The following is a 16,349-nucleotide window of genomic DNA, read 5'->3' on the forward strand; positions in this document are numbered from 1 at the left end:
GCAGTATGGTCCAAGATCCTGTGTCCGGCACAGCCGACCCCTGCATCGTTATGGGAAACTGCGCTAAACGAAGACACTCACCACGGCGGCGACCGCGAAGCCGGCCACCGACAGGACCGACTCGAGCACGGTCCAGGTCCGCAGTGTGTCCCGCTCACTGATACCGAAGTATTTGGCCACCATCCAGAAGCCCCCGTCGTTGACGTGGGAGGCGAAGATGGAACCGGCCGAGATCGCCATGATGACCAGGGCCACGAAGGCCTGGGAGTGGTGACCCTCCGTCAGCAGCGGCGCGACGATGCCCGCGGTCGTGACGATCGCGACCGTCGCCGAGCCCTGGGCCACCCGCAGGACGAGCGAGATCAGGTACGACAGGACGATCACCGGCAGGCCGACGTTGTTGAAGGTGTCGGAGAGGGCCTGCGCGACACCGCTGCCCTTGAGGACCGCACCGAAGATCCCGCCCGCGCCGACCACCAGCAGGATGTTGCCGACCGGCTTGAGCGAGGCGGTGGAGACCGTCTCCAGGGACTTGCGGGACCAGCCGCGGCGGATGCCGAGCAGGTAGTACGCGAGCAGCAGCGCGATCGTCAGCGCCACGAACGGGTGACCGAAGAACTCGATCACCGACCGTCCGGTCGAGGGGTCGAAGGCGATCGAGGAGAAGGTGGCCAGCAGGATCAGGATCAGTGGTGTGCCGATGATCAGGAAGACCGTGGTGAGCGGCACCGGCTTCTCCGTCGGGGTCACTCCGGCCGCGCGCTGTTCCGCCGCGAGCGCCTCCTTGGCCTCCTGGGCGGCCTCGACCATGTCCTGCGGTACGGGCACGAAGATCCGCTTGCCGATCCAGGCCGACCACGCCCACGCGGCCAGCACCGCCGGGATGCCGCAGACGATGCCCATCAGGATGACCATGCCGAGGTCGACCTTCAGCAGTCCGGCGGCGGCCACCGGGCCCGGGTGGGGCGGCAGGAACGCGTGGGTCATCGACAGGCCCGCGAGCAGCGGGAGGCAGTACAGCAGGATCGACTTGCCACCGCGTTTGGCGGCCGCGTACACGATCGGCGCGAGCACGAAGATGCCGACGTCGAAGAAGACCGGGATACCGAAGATCAGACCGGTCAGGCCCATGGCCAGCGGGGCGCGCTTCTCCCCGAACAGGTTCAGGAGCCGGGACGCCAGCACCTCGGCGCCGCCGCTGACCTCGAGGACCGCGCCGAGCATCGTGCCCAGCCCGATGATGATGGCCACATGGCCGAGGGTGCCGCCCATGCCGGACTCGATGAGGGAGACGGCGTCCGAGCGCTGGACCGTGCCGAACAGTTCGGTGACCGACAGGCCCGCGCCGAGGCCGACGGCTATGGAGACGGCGAGCAGCGCCACGAAGGGCTGGAGCCGCACCTTGATGATCAGGACGAGCAGCAGCACGATACCGAGCGCCGCGACGGTGAGCAGGCCGGCGGTGCCGTGGACGAAGGCCAGCAGGCCTCCGGTGTGGGGTGGGGCGGGTGGGGTGCCGGCGGCCGCGAGGAAGGGCATGGACATGACAGGGGGACCTCTGGCTTCTCGTAGTGCCATAAAGCTTCGGGGTGAGGGGATCGCGGCACGACGCCCCGGGGGTGGGGGACGCCGTACCGCGACGGACTGCGCGGGTGGGTGAGCGGCCGCCGCGTCAGCCGAGGACGGCCAGCGCGTCGATCTCGATGAGGAGCCCGGCCGGGAGACCCACGTAGACCGTGGTCCGGGCGGCGGGCGGCTGGGTGAGGCCCTGCTCCTCGAAGTAGGCGTTGTAGATCTCGTTCATCTCCGCGAAGTGGTCCACGTCCGTCAGATAGACGCGGATCATCATCACGTCGTCCCAGGAGGAGCCGCCCTCCTCGAGGATCGCCTTGACGTTGGCGAGGGTCTGGAGGGTCTGTTCGCGCAGGGCCGGGCCCGCGGGCGTCGGGGGCCTGCCCTCCTCGGCGGGCAGGAAGCCGACCTGCCCCGCGACCTGGAGGATGTTGCCCTTCCGCACGCCGTGGGAGAACCTGGCCGGCGGCGTGGTGTGGGTCTTCGGGGTGAGGGCGATCTTGTCCGTCATACGGCGTCCTTTGCTGGGGTGTTGCCGGAGTACTCCCGGCTGATGGCGTCCGCGGTACGGCGCACCAGGGGGAGCAGCGTGAGGAGTTCGTCCGCGGTGACGACCACGTTGGGCGCGGAGACCGACATGGCGGCGACGGCCCTGCCGTCGGCGCCGCGGACGGGAGCGGCGACGCAGTTGATCGACTCCTCGTGGCCGCCGAGGTCGGTGGCCCAGCCCTGCTCGCGCACGATCGCCAGTTCCTTCAGGAAGGCGGCGGCGTTCGGCGTCGAACGGGCCGTGTACAGCGGGTAGTCGAGTTTGTCCACGACGGCGCGGCGCTCGGGGTCGGGCAGGTCGGCGAGGAGGAGCTTGGCGACGGCCGCGACGGTGATGGCCACCGGCTTCCCGATCCGGGAGTACATCCGCACCGGGTAGCGGCTCTCCACCTTGTCGATGTAGAGGACCTCGTTCTCCTCGTAGACCGCGAGATGGACCGTGTGCCCGCACTCCTCGTTCAGGCGCACGAGGTGCGGATGGGCGATCTCGCGGATGTCGAGGTTCTCGACCGCCTGCTGGGCGAGGGCGAAGAGCCGGGCCCCGAGGCGGTAGCGCTGGTCGGACTGCCGGTAGACCAGGCCGTGTTCGTGCAGGGTGCGCAGCAGGCGCAGGGCGGTGGACTTGTGCACACCGAGCCGGTCGGCGACCTGTCCGAGATCGGCGGGCCCCTCGGCGAGCAGCGGCAGGATGCTCAGCGCCCGGTCGACGGTCTGGCTCATGGCGTACGTACCTCCTCCTCGGCCCGTGTGTCGGCTTCGGTCCAGCCGGGGCCGAGTCGAAGTGTCCCCCACGCGGTGTCGTCGAGTGCGGCGAGGCGGTCGGCGTGGTCGCGCGCGGGAGGAGTGGCGAGATCACCGGGGGCGGTGAGCGCCGCGGCGGCCATGAGGTGGCCGTGGCGCAGGCGGTCGCGGACGGGGAGCCGGCGCAGGGTGGCGGAGAGGAAGCCGGCGGCGAAGGCGTCCCCGGCACCGACGGCCGCCACGACGTCGACGTTCAGGGCGGGTTCGAAGGTGGCGGCCTCCGTGGCGTCCCGACGGGCGCCGCCGGTGTCCCTGCCGAGCACCGTCGCCCCGTGGCCGCCCTGCTTGACGACCACGATCCCCGGCTCGGGCAGCGCCTGACGGATCGCGCGGGCGCCGTGCAGCCCCCACGCCTCGCGGGCCTCGTCGTCCCCGACGAACACGATGTCGGCCCCGCGCGCCAGCTCCAGCAGCACCCGGGGCCCCTCGGCGTCGCGCCACAGCCCGGGGCGGTGATTGACGTCGAAGGAGACGAGCGGTCGTCCGGCGCCGGGCGCCGTCAGCTCCCGCACGAGGTCGAGACAGTCCTCGGACAGCGCCGCGGTGATCCCGGACAGATGCAGGACCCGGCCGGCCCGCACCGCGTCCAGATCCGTGTTCCCCACCGCCATCGCCGAGGCGGCCGACCCCGCCCGGTAGTACGCCACCTCGTGGGCGTCGGTGGCGCGGTCCCCCGCCGTGCGGAAGTAGATCCCCGTGGGGCGCCCCGGGTCGCGCCGCACGGACCCGACGTCGACCCCGTACGCCCCGATCGACTCGACCAGATGGTCGCCGAAGCCGTCCGCCCCGACCCGGCCGACCCAGCGCGTGGAGTGGCCGGCGGCCGCCAGCATGCACACCACGTTGGACTCCGCGCCACCGATGGCGCGGTCGAAGGAGGGGACGTCGGCGAGGCGCCCGGGACGGGAGGGCAGAAACGTGACCATGGACTCGCCGAGCGCGACGACGTCCACGACGTCCGGGGCGATGGGCAGGCCGATGGCGGTCACGATGGTGATGGCTCCTCGTCGAGGGGAAGGGTCACGGCGATCCGTTGACCTCGCGTTGGCCGGGATGTTAGACAGCATCAAGCGAGATACGCAACGGTCGTTGCATATATTGCAACGCACTCCGCCAGGGAGGACCCATGGACGCCGCCACCTCCGCAGAACGCCTCGCCGCCCTCATGGCGGAGAGGGTCGACCACCGTTTCAAGGGCCTCCCGCCGGACGCGGCGGGCCTGACCCTCGCCGAGCTGGCGGGCGAGCGCCGCAACCTCTTCACGGACGGCTTCACCACCCCGCTGCTCTCCCTCTCCGCCGAGCGGCTCCGGCACAACCTCGACCTGATGGAGACCTACACGGCCCGCCACGGACTCGCCTTCGCCCCGCACGGCAAGACCTCCATGGCACCCCAGCTCTTCCACCGCCAGATCGAGCACGGCGCCTGGGGCATCACCCTCGCGGTCCCCCACCAGGTGTGGGTCGCGCGGCACTTCGGCATCCGGCGCATCTTCCTGGCGAACGAACTGGTCGATGCCGCGGCCCTGCGCCGGCTCGCGGCCGAACTCGCCGCGGACGAGGACTTCCGCTTCATCTGCTACGTCGACTCGGTGCGCGGGGTCGAGCTCATGGACGCGGCGCTGACGGGTGCCCCGCGCCCCGTGGACGTCGTGGTGGAGCTGGCGGCCGGTGAGGGCGCGCGCACCGGTGTCCGTACGGAGGAGGAGTGCGCGGCGATCGCGGACGCGGTGGCCGGCACACGGACGCTGCGACTGGTGGGCGTCGCCGGGTACGAGGGCGAGGTGCCGCAGGCGGACCCGGACCGCGTGCACGCCTGGCTGCGCCGGCTGACCGCGCTCGCGGCGGACTTCGACAAGGCGGGCCGCTTCACGGGCCTGGACGAGATCGTGGTGAGCGCGGGCGGCAGCGCCTGGTTCGACGCGGTGGCCGACGTCTTCGCGGAGATCCCCGAACTGTCCTCGCCAGTACTGAAGTTGCTGCGCTCGGGCGCCTACGTCTCGCACGACGACGGCCACTACCGCAAGCTGACCCCCTTCGGACGCGTCCCCGAGGAGGGCGCGCTGGAGCCCGCCTTCCGGCTGTGGGCCCAGGTGGTGTCCCGGCCCTCTCCCGAGCAGGCCTTCGCCAACGCCGGCAAGCGGGACGCGGCGTACGACCTGGATCTGCCCCTCGCCCAGGTGGTACGCAGGGACGGCCGGGAGCGGCCGGCCACCGGTGTCTCGGTGACCGCGCTGTCCGACCAGCACGCCTGGCTCCGTACGGCCCCCGAGGCGGACGTCGAGGTCGGCGACTGGCTCGGCCTGGGCCTGTCCCACCCGTGCACGTCCTTCGACAAGTGGCAGCTGATCCCGGTGGCCGAGGCGGACGGCACGGTCGTCGACTACATCCGCACGTTCTTCTAGGAGGCCTGGCGTGGAAGAGCTCGTCATCCGGGACGCGGACGTCGTGGACGGCAGCGGGGAGCCGTCCTACCGCGCCGACGTGGTCGTCGACGGCGGCAGGATCGTCTCCGTCGTCAAGGAGGCAGCGGCGGCCGGCTGCCAGCGGCCCGAGGCGCGCCGCGAGCTGGACGCGGAGGGTCTGGTCCTCTCCCCCGGCTTCATCGACATGCACGCCCACAGCGATCTCGCCCTGCTGCGGGACCCGGACCACAGTGCCAAGGCCGCGCAGGGCGTCACCCTCGAGGTCATCGGGCAGGACGGGCTGTCCTACGCCCCGGTCGACGACCGCACGCTCGCCGAGGTGCGCCGCGCGATCACCGGGTGGAACGGGTACGGCGACGACATCGACTTCACCTGGCGGTCCGTGGGCGAGTACCTGGACCGGCTGGACCAGGGCATCGCCGTCAACGCCGCCTACCTGATCCCGCAGGGCACGGTGCGGATGCTCGCCGTCGGCTGGGAGGACCGGGAGGCGACACCCGCGGAACTCGACCGGATGCGGCGGCTGGTCGCGGAGGGGATGGAGCAGGGCGCGGTCGGCATGTCGTCCGGCCTCACCTACACCCCGGGCATGTATGCCAAGGACGCCGAGCTCACCGAGCTGTGCCGGGTGGTGGCCTCGTACGGCGGCTACTACTGCCCGCACCACCGCAGCTACGGGGCGGGCGCGCTGGAGGCGTACGAGGAGATGGTGGCGCTGGCCCGGGAGTCCGGCTGCCCGCTGCATCTCGCGCACGCCACCATGAACTTCGGCGTCAACAAGGGACGAGCCCCCGAACTGCTGTCCCTGCTCGACGCGGCGCTGGCGGCGGGTGCGGACATCAGCCTGGACACCTACCCCTACACACCGGGCTCGACGACGCTGGCCGCGATGCTGCCGAGCTGGGCGAGCGAGGGCGGTCCGGAGAAGATCCTCGAACGGCTCCACGACGGTGCGGTGGCCGAGCGGATCCGGCACGGCATGGAGGTCCTCGGCTCCGACGGCTGCCACGGCGTGCCCATCGAGTGGCACACGATCGAGATCTCGGGGGTGAGCGACCCGGGGCTCGCGTCGTACGTCGGCAGAACCGTCCAGGAGTCGGCGGACCTGCGCCGCGAGGACCCGTGGACGACGGCCCGCCGCCTGCTGGTCGAGGACCGGCTCGGCTCCACGATCCTGCAGCATGTGGGCCACGAGGAGAACGTGCGGGCGATCATGCAGCACCGGGTCCACACCGGCGGCTCGGACGGCATCCTCCAGGGCACAAAACCGCACCCGCGCGCGTACGGCACCTTCCCGCACTATCTCGGCCGGTACGTACGGGAGTTGGGGGTGCTGTCGCTGGAGGAGTGCGTGGCGCACCTCACCGGGCGCGCCGCGGCCCGGCTGCGACTGCCGGACCGCGGTCTGGTCCGTGAGGGCTACCGTGCCGACCTGGTGCTCTTCGACCCGGCGACGGTCGCCGCGGGGGCCACGTTCGAGCGGCCGCGCGCGCTTCCCACGGGCATCCCGCACGTCCTGGTGGACGGCCGTTTCGTGATCGAGGACGGGCGCAGGACGGACGTGCTCGCCGGACGGGCGGTCCGCCGGACCGCGGTGTGACCGCCCGCCCGGCGCGCCCTACGGCTTGGGCAGGGTGCACCCGCTCGCGCTCAGGTCGAGCTGGTTGCCGGTGCCGAAGCACGCCGGGATCAGGTACGTCTGCTCGGCGTAGTTGATGCCCTGGCGGACGGTCACCTTGCCGTTCGCGTCCACCTCGCAGGGGTTGTTCACGGTGCAGGTCCCGCCGTCCTCATTACCGGTGTTGTTGACGGCGACGACCTTGCCGGTGGCGTTGTCGATCACGGGGGACCCCGACGTGCCACCGATGGTGTTGCAGGCGGAGGTGTAGCGGACCGAGTCCTTCCAGGTCCAGTCGCCCTCCTTCAGCCGGTACACGAACCCGTCGACGGCGCAGCTGTAGATCCGCTTCCAGTAGCCGGAGACGACCTTGACGGCGGTGCCGGCGACCGGGTGCGTGTCGGCGAGGGTGAGCGCGTTGATCCCGTACGAGCTCCTGATCTGCGCGTAGGTGCGGGTGAGCTGGTAGATCGTGACGTCCGTGTCGGTCATGGTCGAGTAGGCGACCTTGCTCGCGCGGAGCGTCGCGACCCGGGTGCCGGCCGAGTCGAGCAGGCCGAAGGAGCGGCTGGAGGCCTGTCCGACGACGACCTCGCCGGGCTCCGGGAAGCCGGTCTCCAGGCAGTGGCCGTTGGTGAGCACCAGCGCGGGATCGCCGTCCGCGGAACGCGGGAAGCGGACGACGGAGCCGGAGCAGTTGCTGAGCGAGACGGTGCCGGCGAAGTCGACGGCCTGGACGGTCGTCGTGCCGGAGGCGCTGGCCACCGTGTCGGCGCCGGTCGCGGACCGGGTCTCCGCGACCGCCGGTGCCGCACCGGCCCCGGCGATCACCAGAGCGAGAAGCGCGGCGGCGAGAGGCTTTCTCATGTGGGGGGTCCCCTCTCGATGAGGTTGCGATGACACGGCCGGCCGAAGATCCTCCGACCGGCCGTGTTTGTCATGCGCATTGTCAGCGGAGGGACATGTGCGGGCAAGGAGCTGTTTTCGGCCGGGCCGAGGCGGCTCGAGCGTGCGGCCGCCGGCCCCCCGGATCCCGGGTCCGCCACGCCCGATGCACTCCGACGGCGGTACGGACACCCATGGCGTCGCTCGCGGTGCCCGCACCGTGCGCCCCCGCCGCCGGACCGCCGGCGCCCGCCATGGCCTCGCGTTTCAGGGGTGGGGGCGATTCGGGTCGTGATCACCGGCGCCGGCCCGTCGCCCTCCCGCCGTCCCACGTGGCGGACAACACGGGGCGCGAGGCGTTACGCGGCCGTAAGCTCACGGACATGCAGGTGATCCAGTCCACGAAGCTCGCCAACGTCTGCTACGAGATCCGGGGTCCGGTTCTCGAGGAGGCGATGCGGCTCGAGGCGGCGGGGCACCGCATCCTCAAGCTGAACACCGGCAACCCGGCCGCCTTCGGCTTCGAGTGCCCGCCCGAGATCCTCGAGGACATACTCCGCAACGTCTCGTCGGCGCACGGCTACGGCGACGCCAAGGGGCTGCTCGCGGCCCGCCGGGCGGTCGTCATGCACAACCAGACCCTCGGCATCGAGACGGACGTCGAGCACGTCTTCATCGGCAACGGCGTCTCCGAGCTGATCGTGATGGCCATGCAGGGCCTCCTGGACGACGGCGACGAGGTGCTCGTACCGGCGCCCGACTATCCCCTGTGGACGGCCGCGGTGTCGCTCTCGGGCGGCACGGCCGTGCACTACCTCTGCGACGAGCAGTCGGACTGGATGCCGGACCTGGCGGACGTGGAGCGCAAGATCACGGACCGCACCAAGGCGATCGTGATCATCAACCCCAACAACCCCACAGGCGCCGTCTACGACGAGGCGATGCTCCGCGGCCTGACGGACATCGCACGCCGGCACAACCTCCTCGTCTGCTCCGACGAGATCTACGACAAGATCCTGTACGACGGCGCGCGGCACGTGCCGACGGCGGCGGTGGCCCCGGACCTGCTGACCCTCACCTTCAACGGCATGTCGAAGGCGTACCGGGTGGCGGGCTACCGGGTGGGCTGGATGTCGATCTCGGGCCCCCGGGCGCACGCGGCCTCGTACATCGAGGGCCTGACGATCCTCGCGAACATGCGGCTGTGCGCCAACATGCCGGGCCAGCACGGTGTGGTGGCGGCGCTCAGCGGTCGCCAGACGATCAACGACCTGGTACTGCCGGGCGGGCGACTGAAGGAGCAGCGGGACGCGGCGTTCGACCTGCTGACGCAGATCCCCGGTGTGACGTGCGTGAAGCCGAAGGGCGCGCTGTACCTCTTCCCCCGCCTCGACCCCAAGGTCTTCAAGATCAAGGACGACCGGCAGATGGTCCTCGACCTGCTGCGCCGCGAGAAGATCATGGTCGTCCAGGGGACGGGCTTCAACTGGCCCGAGCCGGACCACTTCCGCGTGGTGACACTGCCGAGCGTGGGTGACCTCACATCGGCGATCACCCGGATCGGCAGCTTCCTGGACGGTTACGGCCAGCCCTGACGCCCGGGTGAGCTCGCGGGGCAGTTTTGCGATCCGGCTCAACTTTTAGACGAAATCCAAGCTAAGATGGCTTCCTGTCAGAGCACAGGAGGCCGTCCCATGTACGAACCGATCCGCACCAAGTCGGTCCACACGACGGCCGGCACCACCCCCGACTTCCCGCACCGCTCACGCGAGGAGGAGCTGGACATCCAGCTCGCGGGCCATCTGGCCGCCCTGCTCGCGGTGACGGACGAGCTGCGCGCGCTGGAACCCTCGGCGGACCTGGACAGGGCCGCCGAGCGGCTCGCCGCGCAGGTGGCGCGGCTGAGGGGGGTGCCGCCGGTCCGTGCGGCGCGCACCGCGCCCATCGACGAACCCTGCATCGCAGCGCTCCACCGGCGCGCCCACACGCTGGCCGGCCGCGCCCTGGTCGTGGCGGCGTCCCGCGCCGACACGGCGGCGGCGATCCTCACCGCACAACGCATGGACGCGCACACCGCCGCGCTGGGCGAGCCGCGGGAACCCATCGCCGCCGGCTGAGCCCCGCGAGCCGGTCCACGCGGCTCCCGCAGTTCGGCCCCGGTCCGCGTGCACCGCAGCGACGCGCGGACCGGGCGCCATGGAAGCGCGCCCACCCGAACCGGGGTTCGGTGCGACTCCGTCCCGTCCGAGGGATTTCGTTCCGAACGAAATCCATTCGAGTGGTCCGCCGTGCCGAAGTGCCCGCCGAACGCCGGCGCTCCCGTGACTCCTCGTAACGTCTGCGGGAACGACGGCCCGTTCGACGAGATGTGACGCTATGAAGCGCAGGCTGTGGCGGGCGGCGCTCGCCGGTGCGGCGGCGGTCGCCGTCGGGGTGACGGTCTGGTCCGTGCAGTCCCAGCCGGTCACCCGGCAGTCCCGGGCCGACACGGCGGAGTCGAGGACCCGCACGGCGGACGCGCTTCTGATGGGCGCACTTGGCCGGCAGCAGGACCCGAGGAGTGCGGCCCGCACCTACCGGCACGTGCTGGAGCTCGACCCGCGGAACAAGCTCGCCTGGTACCACCTGGGGGTCATCGCGCAGCGCGACGGCAGGACCGCCGACGCACGCGCGGCCTTCGACGCGGCACTGAACATCGATGCGTCGTACGGGCCGGCCCTCTTCAACGAGGCGATGCTGCTGAGGTCGAGCGAACCCGACCGGGCCATCGGGCTCCTGAGACGCGCCGTCACCGCCGGGCCGAAGAACGCGGCGGCCCGTCTCCAACTCGGGCTGCTCCTCGCACAGAAGCACCGTGACGACGAGGCCGAGATCCAGTTCCGCCGCGCCGTCGCGGACGATCCTTCGCTGGGTTCGCAGGTGCCCGGGCCGTTCCGCAGGTCCCTGGGCCGCGTGCGCAGGTGAAGCGGCCGTGGCGGCGCCGCGGCCCGAAGCCCGAGCGCCGCGGCAGGTCGCGAACGGAACGACGCTCACCGGACCGTCCCTCGCCACACGGTCCGGGGCCCCCGTGGCAGCGGACGTGGACATGGTGCCGGCGACATGCACCGCACCACGGTCGACACGACGGGCATGGGGCCCGCACCCGTACGCCGTTGTACGGGGCGGGCCCCACGTCCCCTCGTACTGCCGTCGCCGCGGCCGGTCTTGACGACGTCGCAGGTCAGGGCAAAGCCGGACCGGCCGCGGAGTTCATGCGGAGGGGGACGTCAGCCGAGGCGCTGCACCAGCGCGCGGTACTCGTCCCACAGCTCCTTCGGCGTGTGGTCGCCGAAGGTGTTGAGGTGCTCGGGGACCAGGGCCGCCTCCTCGCGCCACACGTCCTTGTCGACGCTGAGCAGGAAGTCGAGGTCGGACTCCGACAGTTCCAGGCCCTTCGTGTCCAGCGCGTCCCTCGTCGGCAGGATGCCGATCGGCGTCTCGACGCCCTCGGCCCGGCCCGCCAGACGCTCCACGATCCACTTCAGGACCCGGCTGTTCTCGCCGAAGCCCGGCCAGACGAACGCGCCTTCGTCGTTCTTGCGGAACCAGTTGACGTAGTAGATCTTCGGCAGCTTGGACTGGTCCTTGTCCTTGGCGACGTCGATCCAGTGGGCCATGTAGTCGCCCATGTTGTAGCCGCAGAACGGCAGCATGGCGAAGGGGTCGCGGCGCAGCTCGCCGACCCGGCCCTCGGCCGCCGCGGTCTTCTCGGAGGCGACGTTGGCACCGAGGAACACACCGTGGTTCCAGTCGAAGGACTCCGTCACCAGCGGCACGGCGCTGGCGCGGCGGCCGCCGAAGAGGATCGCCGAGATCGGCACGCCCTTCGGGTCCTCCCACTCGGGCGCGATGATCGGGCACTGCGCGGCGGGGACCGTGAACCGGGCGTTCGGGTGGGCGGCCGGGGTCCCGGACGCCGGCGTCCAGTCGTTGCCCTTCCAGTCGGTGAGGTGGGCCGGGGTCTCCTCCGTCATGCCCTCCCACCAGATGTCGTTGTCGTCGGTGAGGGCGACGTTCGTGAAGACGGAGTTGCCCCACAGCGTCTTCATCGCGTTGGCGTTGGTGTGCTCACCGGTGCCGGGGGCGACACCGAAGAAACCGGCCTCGGGGTTGATCGCGTACAGACGGCCGTCCCGGCCGAACCGCATCCAGGCGATGTCGTCGCCGATCGTCTCGACCGTCCAGCCGGAGATCGTCGGCTCCAGCATGGCGAGGTTCGTCTTGCCGCAGGCGCTCGGGAAGGCCGCGGCCACGTACTTCGACTCGCCCTGCGGGGGCGTGAGCTTGAGGATCAGCATGTGCTCGGCCAGCCAGCCCTCGTCGCGCGCCATGACGGAGGCGATACGCAGGGCGTAGCACTTCTTGCCGAGCAGTGCGTTGCCGCCGTAGCCGGAGCCGTAGGACCAGATCTCGCGCGACTCGGGGAAGTGCGAGATGTACTTGGTCCGGTTGCAGGGCCAGGCGACGTCCTTCCGGCCGGACTCCAGCGGGGCGCCGAGCGAGTGGACGGCCTTGACGAAGAAGCCGTCGGGGCCGAGTTCGTCCAGGACCGGCCGGCCCATGCGCGTCATGGTGCGCATCGACACGGCGACGTACGCGGAGTCGGTGATCTCCACACCGATCGCGGAGAGCGGGGAGCCGAGCGGGCCCATGCAGAACGGCACCACGTACATCGTGCGCCCGCGCATGGAGCCGCGGAACAGGCCGTCCTTGCCCTGGAATATCTCCCGCATCTCGGCGGGCGCCTTCCAGTGGTTGGTCGGGCCGGCGTCCTTCTCCTCCTCGGAGCAGATGAACGTCCGGTCCTCGACCCGGGCGACATCCGTCGGATCGGATGCGGCGTAGTAGGAGTTCGGGCGCTTGATCGGGTCGAGCTTCCTGAACGTGCCCTTGCGTACGAGCTCCTCGCTGAGGCGCTCGTACTCGGCCTCGGATCCGTCACACCAGACCACGCTGTCCGGCTGGGTCAGTTCGGCGATCTCGTTGACCCACGAGATCAGTTCCTTGTGCTGGGTGGGGACGGTTGAGGGAGCCGCGTTCTCGCGCGCCACGATCGCTCCTAGATGAGGGGTTTTTTGTTGAGTGCCCCGTGGGGGCTGCGACCCGGATGCTTCGTAGCCGCTCATCCGGTGCCGACCGCACTCATTTGATCATCCGACGAGATTGCCCATCTGTCCAGAGGACGTCACACCTGAGCGGAGTGAGGATCGCCACCCGTGCCCGCACTCCTTTGCGTGCACGTAGAGTTCAGCTGAAGGATTTTTTGCGTGGCACACGTTTCGGCACAGGCCGGACAGCACGGGTGATACCGATCGCACTTTGATACGTAACTTACGGTTCCGTAGGTACGATGCAGCCCATGACTGCGTCCGTCCCCGACGCGCCCACGGACTCGCCGGCAGCCGGCCGCGGTCCCGTCGCGCTCTCCTTGCCCCACCCGGTCAAGCCGAAGCTCCGCGGCTGGCTGCACCTCGGGATGTTCCCGACGGTCATCGTCGCGGGCCTGATCCTCACCGCCCTCGCGAACTCGGCCCGGGGCCGAGTCGCCTGCGGCATCTACGTCCTGACGGCATGTCTGCTCTTCGGCGTCAGCGCGCTCTACCACCGCGGCAACTGGGGTCCGCGCATGGACGGGGTCCTGCGCCGCCTCGACCACGCGAACATCTTCCTGATCATCGCCGGCACGTACACGCCGCTGACCCTGCTGCTCCTGCCGGGCACCAAGGGCAGGTGGCTGCTGTGGGGCATCTGGGGTGCGGCGGCGGCCGGCATCGTCTTCCGCGTCTTCTGGGTCGGCGCCCCGCGCTGGCTCTACACCCCCTGCTACATCGCGATGGGCTGGGCGGCCGTCTTCTTCCTCCCCGACTTCATGCGCACCGGAGGCATCGCCGTTCTGGTCCTCGTCATCGTCGGCGGACTGCTCTACAGCGCCGGCGGCGTGATCTACGGGATCAAGCGACCGAACCCGTCACCACGCTGGTTCGGCTTCCACGAGGTCTTCCACTCCTTCACGCTCGCGGCGTTCGTCGTCCACTACGTGGGGATCTCGCTGGTGGCGTACCAGCACGGGTGACACCCGGCGACCAGCCTGTTCACCAGGGCCGCGGCTTTCGAGCCGCGGCCCTTTCGTGCGCCCGGAGCCGATTCGGCGGCCACGGGTCAGCCGCCCCGACACATCACGACAGTGACTCACCATTGACAGACGAATGCTTTTGAGAGTTACTCTCATTTCATGGCTGCTGTCATTCAAGACGCGGAGACACGGCGCGACCCGCGCCGCTGGTGGGCCCTGGGTGCCCTGGTCGCGAGCATGCTCGTGCTCGGTTTCGACATGACGATCCTCAACGTGGCGCTCCCGACGATGGCCCGGGATCTCGGCGCGTCCACCGGCGGGCAACAGTGGATGGCGGACGCGTACATCGTCGTCTTCGCCGCACTGATGCTCCCGGCGGGCCTGCTGGGCGACCGGTTCGGGCGGCGCCGGATGCTGATCGCGGGACTGGCGGTGTTCCTGGCCGGCTCGCTGGCCGGCGCGCTCGTCGACGACGTGACATCCGTGGTCGCCGCCCGTGCGGTCATGGGGATCGGCGGTGCGCTGGTGATGCCGCTCGCCCTGGCCGTCCTGCCCTCGCTGTTCGGGCCCGACGAGCGGACCAAGGCGGTCGGCGCCGTCTCCGCCGCGTCCGCGCTGGGCCTGCCGCTCGGACCGATCATCGGCGGCTGGCTGCTCGACCACTTCTGGTGGGGTTCGGTGTTCCTGATCAACGTCCCGATGGCGGCGATCGGCATCACCGCCTGCGTCCTGCTGCTGCCCGAGACCCGCGATCCCTCCGCCCCGAAGGTGGACGCCGTCTCCACCGCGCTCACCGCCGCCGGACTCGGCGTCCTCATCTACGCGATCATCGAGGCGCCCGACCGGGGCTGGGGCGACCCGCTGATCCTCGCCTTCTTCGCCGCCGCAGCGGTGCTGATCACCCTGCTCGTCGTGCGCGAGCGGCGCAGCGCCCGCCCGATGCTGGACCTGTCCCTGCTCGCCCGCCGGGGCTTCCTGGCCAACACGCTGGCCGCGACCCTGGTGATGTTCGTGCTGTCCGGACTGATGTTCGTGCTGCCGCAGTACCTCCAGGCGGTCCTGGGCCACGACGCCCTCGCCACCGGTGTGCGGATGCTGCCGATGATGGGCGGACTGCTCGTCGCCGCGCGGGGCTCGGCCCCGGTCGTCGCGCGGTTCGGTCCGCGCGCGGTGATCAGCTCGGGGCTGGTCGTGCTCGCCTTCGCCGCGTTCCTCGGCAGCCGGACGACGGTCCACGACGGGTACGGCTTCACCGCGCTGTGGCTGTCGATCGCGGGCCTCGGTTTCGGCTTCGCCGTGGTCCCGGCGATGGACGCGGCGCTCGGCGCACTGCCCCGCGACCGGGCCGGCAGCGGCTCCGGGCTGCTGATGACGGTCCGCCAGGTGGGCGGCGCCATCGGCATCGCCCTGCTCGGCTCGCTCCTGGCGAGCACCTACGCCGACCGGCTCGACACCTCCGCTCTCCCGCACCCGGTCGCACGCACCGCCGCCGACTCCGTGGTCGGCGCCCATGTGGTCGCCGGCCGGCTCGGTGACCGGGCCCTGGCCGCGTCCGCCGACGCCGCCTATGTCCACGGCATGGGGCTGGTGCTGCTCGTCAGTGGTATCGCCGCGCTGGTCACGGCGCTGCTCGCGGCGGCCCTGGTGCCGAACCCGAAGCCGGAGGCGGCCCTCCCGAATGACGTCCCCGACATGGTCACCGAGCCGGAGAATGCCCGACAATGACGACCATGGCCGCCACCGCACACAGCTCGCCCACCAGCCCCGAACCCCGGCTGGGGCTCCGCGAGCGGAAGAAGATCAAGACTCGTATGGCGATCCGCAAGGCGACGTACCGGCTGGTACAGGAGCAGGGGTACGACGCCACGACCATCGAGCAGATCGCGGAGGCGGCCGAGGTCTCCCCCTCGACGGTGTTCCGGTACTTCCCCACCAAGGAGGACATCGTCGTCACGGACGAGTACGACCCGATCCTGGAGGAGGAACTGCGGTCGCGCCCGGCCGACGAGCCGCTGTCCCGGTCCCTGCGGCATGTGATGCGCTCAGCGGTCGAGCGGAGCCTGTCGGGCGAGTACGAGACGCGCGAGGAGATGGCACTGCGCGGGCGCCTCATGGTCGAGGTGCCCGCGGTCCGCGCACGGATGAGCGAGAGCATGTCCGTCACCGGTCAGATGATGTGCCGGGTGGTCGCCGAGCGCACCGGGCGCGCCCCCGGCGACCTGGAGGTGCGCGTGTACTGCATGGGTCTTGTCGGCGCGTTGATGGAGGCCTCGCGCTACTGGGCCGAGCACGGGCAGCAGGGCGACATCGCGGAGTACGCCGAGCGCACCCTGGACGTGCTGGAGCACGGACTCACGCCGCGGAATTCGGAGGCCTCCTGAGCCGCC

At 70.8% G+C, this 16,349-nt stretch carries 14 protein-coding genes; 8 read left to right on the forward strand and 6 right to left on the reverse strand.

Translation table 11 applies throughout. The features are described 5' to 3' along the window. Nucleotides 1-63: 63 nt before the first annotated feature. The 4 genes from ACSHXN_RS16155 to ACSHXN_RS16170 form a co-directional block, all read right to left on the reverse strand. The gene (locus ACSHXN_RS16155; RefSeq protein ID WP_355134525.1) at nucleotides 64-1,545 is read right to left on the reverse strand and encodes a GntP family permease; all 1,482 of its coding nucleotides are present in this window, start codon (nucleotides 1,543-1,545) and stop codon (nucleotides 64-66) included. A 127-nt stretch (nucleotides 1,546-1,672) separates the two neighbouring features. Next, entirely contained in the window at nucleotides 1,673-2,083 is a 411-nt protein-coding gene (locus ACSHXN_RS16160) for a RidA family protein (RefSeq protein ID WP_355134523.1), read from the reverse strand. Next, nucleotides 2,080-2,841 carry an IclR family transcriptional regulator gene (locus tag ACSHXN_RS16165; RefSeq protein ID WP_355134521.1) on the reverse strand — a complete coding sequence of 254 codons (762 nt, stop codon included), beginning with the start codon at nucleotides 2,839-2,841 and terminating at the stop codon, nucleotides 2,080-2,082. The genes ACSHXN_RS16160 and ACSHXN_RS16165 overlap by 4 nt, the downstream gene beginning before the upstream one ends. Further along, nucleotides 2,838-3,920: a sugar kinase gene (locus ACSHXN_RS16170; RefSeq protein ID WP_438306471.1), complete on the reverse strand. Its 1,083-nt coding sequence runs from the start codon at nucleotides 3,918-3,920 to the stop codon at nucleotides 2,838-2,840. Before ACSHXN_RS16170 ends, ACSHXN_RS16165 begins: the two co-directional genes overlap by 4 nt. A 128-nt stretch (nucleotides 3,921-4,048) precedes the next feature. Between ACSHXN_RS16170 and ACSHXN_RS16175 the strand changes: the two genes are divergently transcribed. Together ACSHXN_RS16175 and ACSHXN_RS16180 are read left to right on the forward strand one after the other, a co-directional pair. Then, nucleotides 4,049-5,326: an amino acid deaminase gene (locus ACSHXN_RS16175; RefSeq protein ID WP_355134519.1), complete on the forward strand. Its 1,278-nt coding sequence runs from the start codon at nucleotides 4,049-4,051 to the stop codon at nucleotides 5,324-5,326. Nucleotides 5,327-5,336: 10 nt separating this feature from the next. Continuing rightward, the gene (locus tag ACSHXN_RS16180) at nucleotides 5,337-6,947 is read left to right on the forward strand and encodes an N-acyl-D-amino-acid deacylase family protein (protein WP_356111549.1); all 1,611 of its coding nucleotides are present in this window, start codon (nucleotides 5,337-5,339) and stop codon (nucleotides 6,945-6,947) included. A gap of 18 nt (nucleotides 6,948-6,965) precedes the next feature. Here the strand turns inward: ACSHXN_RS16180 and ACSHXN_RS16185 are convergent, their stop codons facing one another. Continuing rightward, complete coding sequence (locus ACSHXN_RS16185) at nucleotides 6,966-7,832, reverse strand: S1 family peptidase (RefSeq protein WP_356111547.1); 867 nt, start codon at nucleotides 7,830-7,832, stop codon at nucleotides 6,966-6,968. A 401-nt stretch (nucleotides 7,833-8,233) separates the two neighbouring features. Here ACSHXN_RS16185 and ACSHXN_RS16190 point away from each other — a divergent pair, with 401 nt between their 5' ends. The 3 genes from ACSHXN_RS16190 (at nucleotide 8,234) to ACSHXN_RS16200 (ending at nucleotide 10,814) form a co-directional block, all read left to right on the forward strand. Further along, a complete protein-coding gene (locus ACSHXN_RS16190; protein WP_355134513.1) occupies nucleotides 8,234-9,445 on the forward strand; it encodes a pyridoxal phosphate-dependent aminotransferase in 1,212 nt (403 codons plus the stop codon). Nucleotides 9,446-9,544: 99 nt separating this feature from the next. Then, nucleotides 9,545-9,967, forward strand: coding sequence for a hypothetical protein (locus ACSHXN_RS16195; RefSeq protein ID WP_355134511.1), 423 nt, complete (start codon nucleotides 9,545-9,547; stop codon nucleotides 9,965-9,967). Nucleotides 9,968-10,226: 259 nt separating this feature from the next. Continuing rightward, on the forward strand, nucleotides 10,227-10,814 hold the full coding sequence (locus ACSHXN_RS16200; protein ID WP_356293404.1) for a tetratricopeptide repeat protein: 588 nt from the start codon (nucleotides 10,227-10,229) through the stop codon (nucleotides 10,812-10,814). 302 nt (nucleotides 10,815-11,116) lie between these two features. On the opposite strand, the gene ACSHXN_RS16205 is transcribed toward ACSHXN_RS16200, so the two are convergent. After that, nucleotides 11,117-12,940, reverse strand: a complete 1,824-nt coding sequence (locus ACSHXN_RS16205; protein ID WP_355134507.1) for a phosphoenolpyruvate carboxykinase (GTP) — start codon at nucleotides 12,938-12,940, stop codon at nucleotides 11,117-11,119. 308 nt (nucleotides 12,941-13,248) lie between these two features. Between ACSHXN_RS16205 and trhA the strand changes: the two genes are divergently transcribed. From trhA to ACSHXN_RS16220, 3 genes are all read left to right on the forward strand, one after another. Then, nucleotides 13,249-13,962, forward strand: coding sequence for a PAQR family membrane homeostasis protein TrhA (trhA, locus tag ACSHXN_RS16210; RefSeq protein ID WP_355134505.1), 714 nt, complete (start codon nucleotides 13,249-13,251; stop codon nucleotides 13,960-13,962). A 159-nt stretch (nucleotides 13,963-14,121) separates the two neighbouring features. After that, complete coding sequence (locus ACSHXN_RS16215; RefSeq protein WP_355134503.1) at nucleotides 14,122-15,687, forward strand: MFS transporter; 1,566 nt, start codon at nucleotides 14,122-14,124, stop codon at nucleotides 15,685-15,687. Continuing rightward, the gene (locus ACSHXN_RS16220; RefSeq protein ID WP_355134501.1) at nucleotides 15,684-16,343 is read left to right on the forward strand and encodes a TetR/AcrR family transcriptional regulator; all 660 of its coding nucleotides are present in this window, start codon (nucleotides 15,684-15,686) and stop codon (nucleotides 16,341-16,343) included. The genes ACSHXN_RS16215 and ACSHXN_RS16220 overlap by 4 nt, the downstream gene beginning before the upstream one ends. Nucleotides 16,344-16,349: the final 6 nt, after the last annotated feature.

Origin of the sequence: Streptomyces sp. HUAS TT11, assembly GCF_051553595.1 — a bacterium.
Classification (GTDB): domain Bacteria; phylum Actinomycetota; class Actinomycetes; order Streptomycetales; family Streptomycetaceae; genus Streptomyces.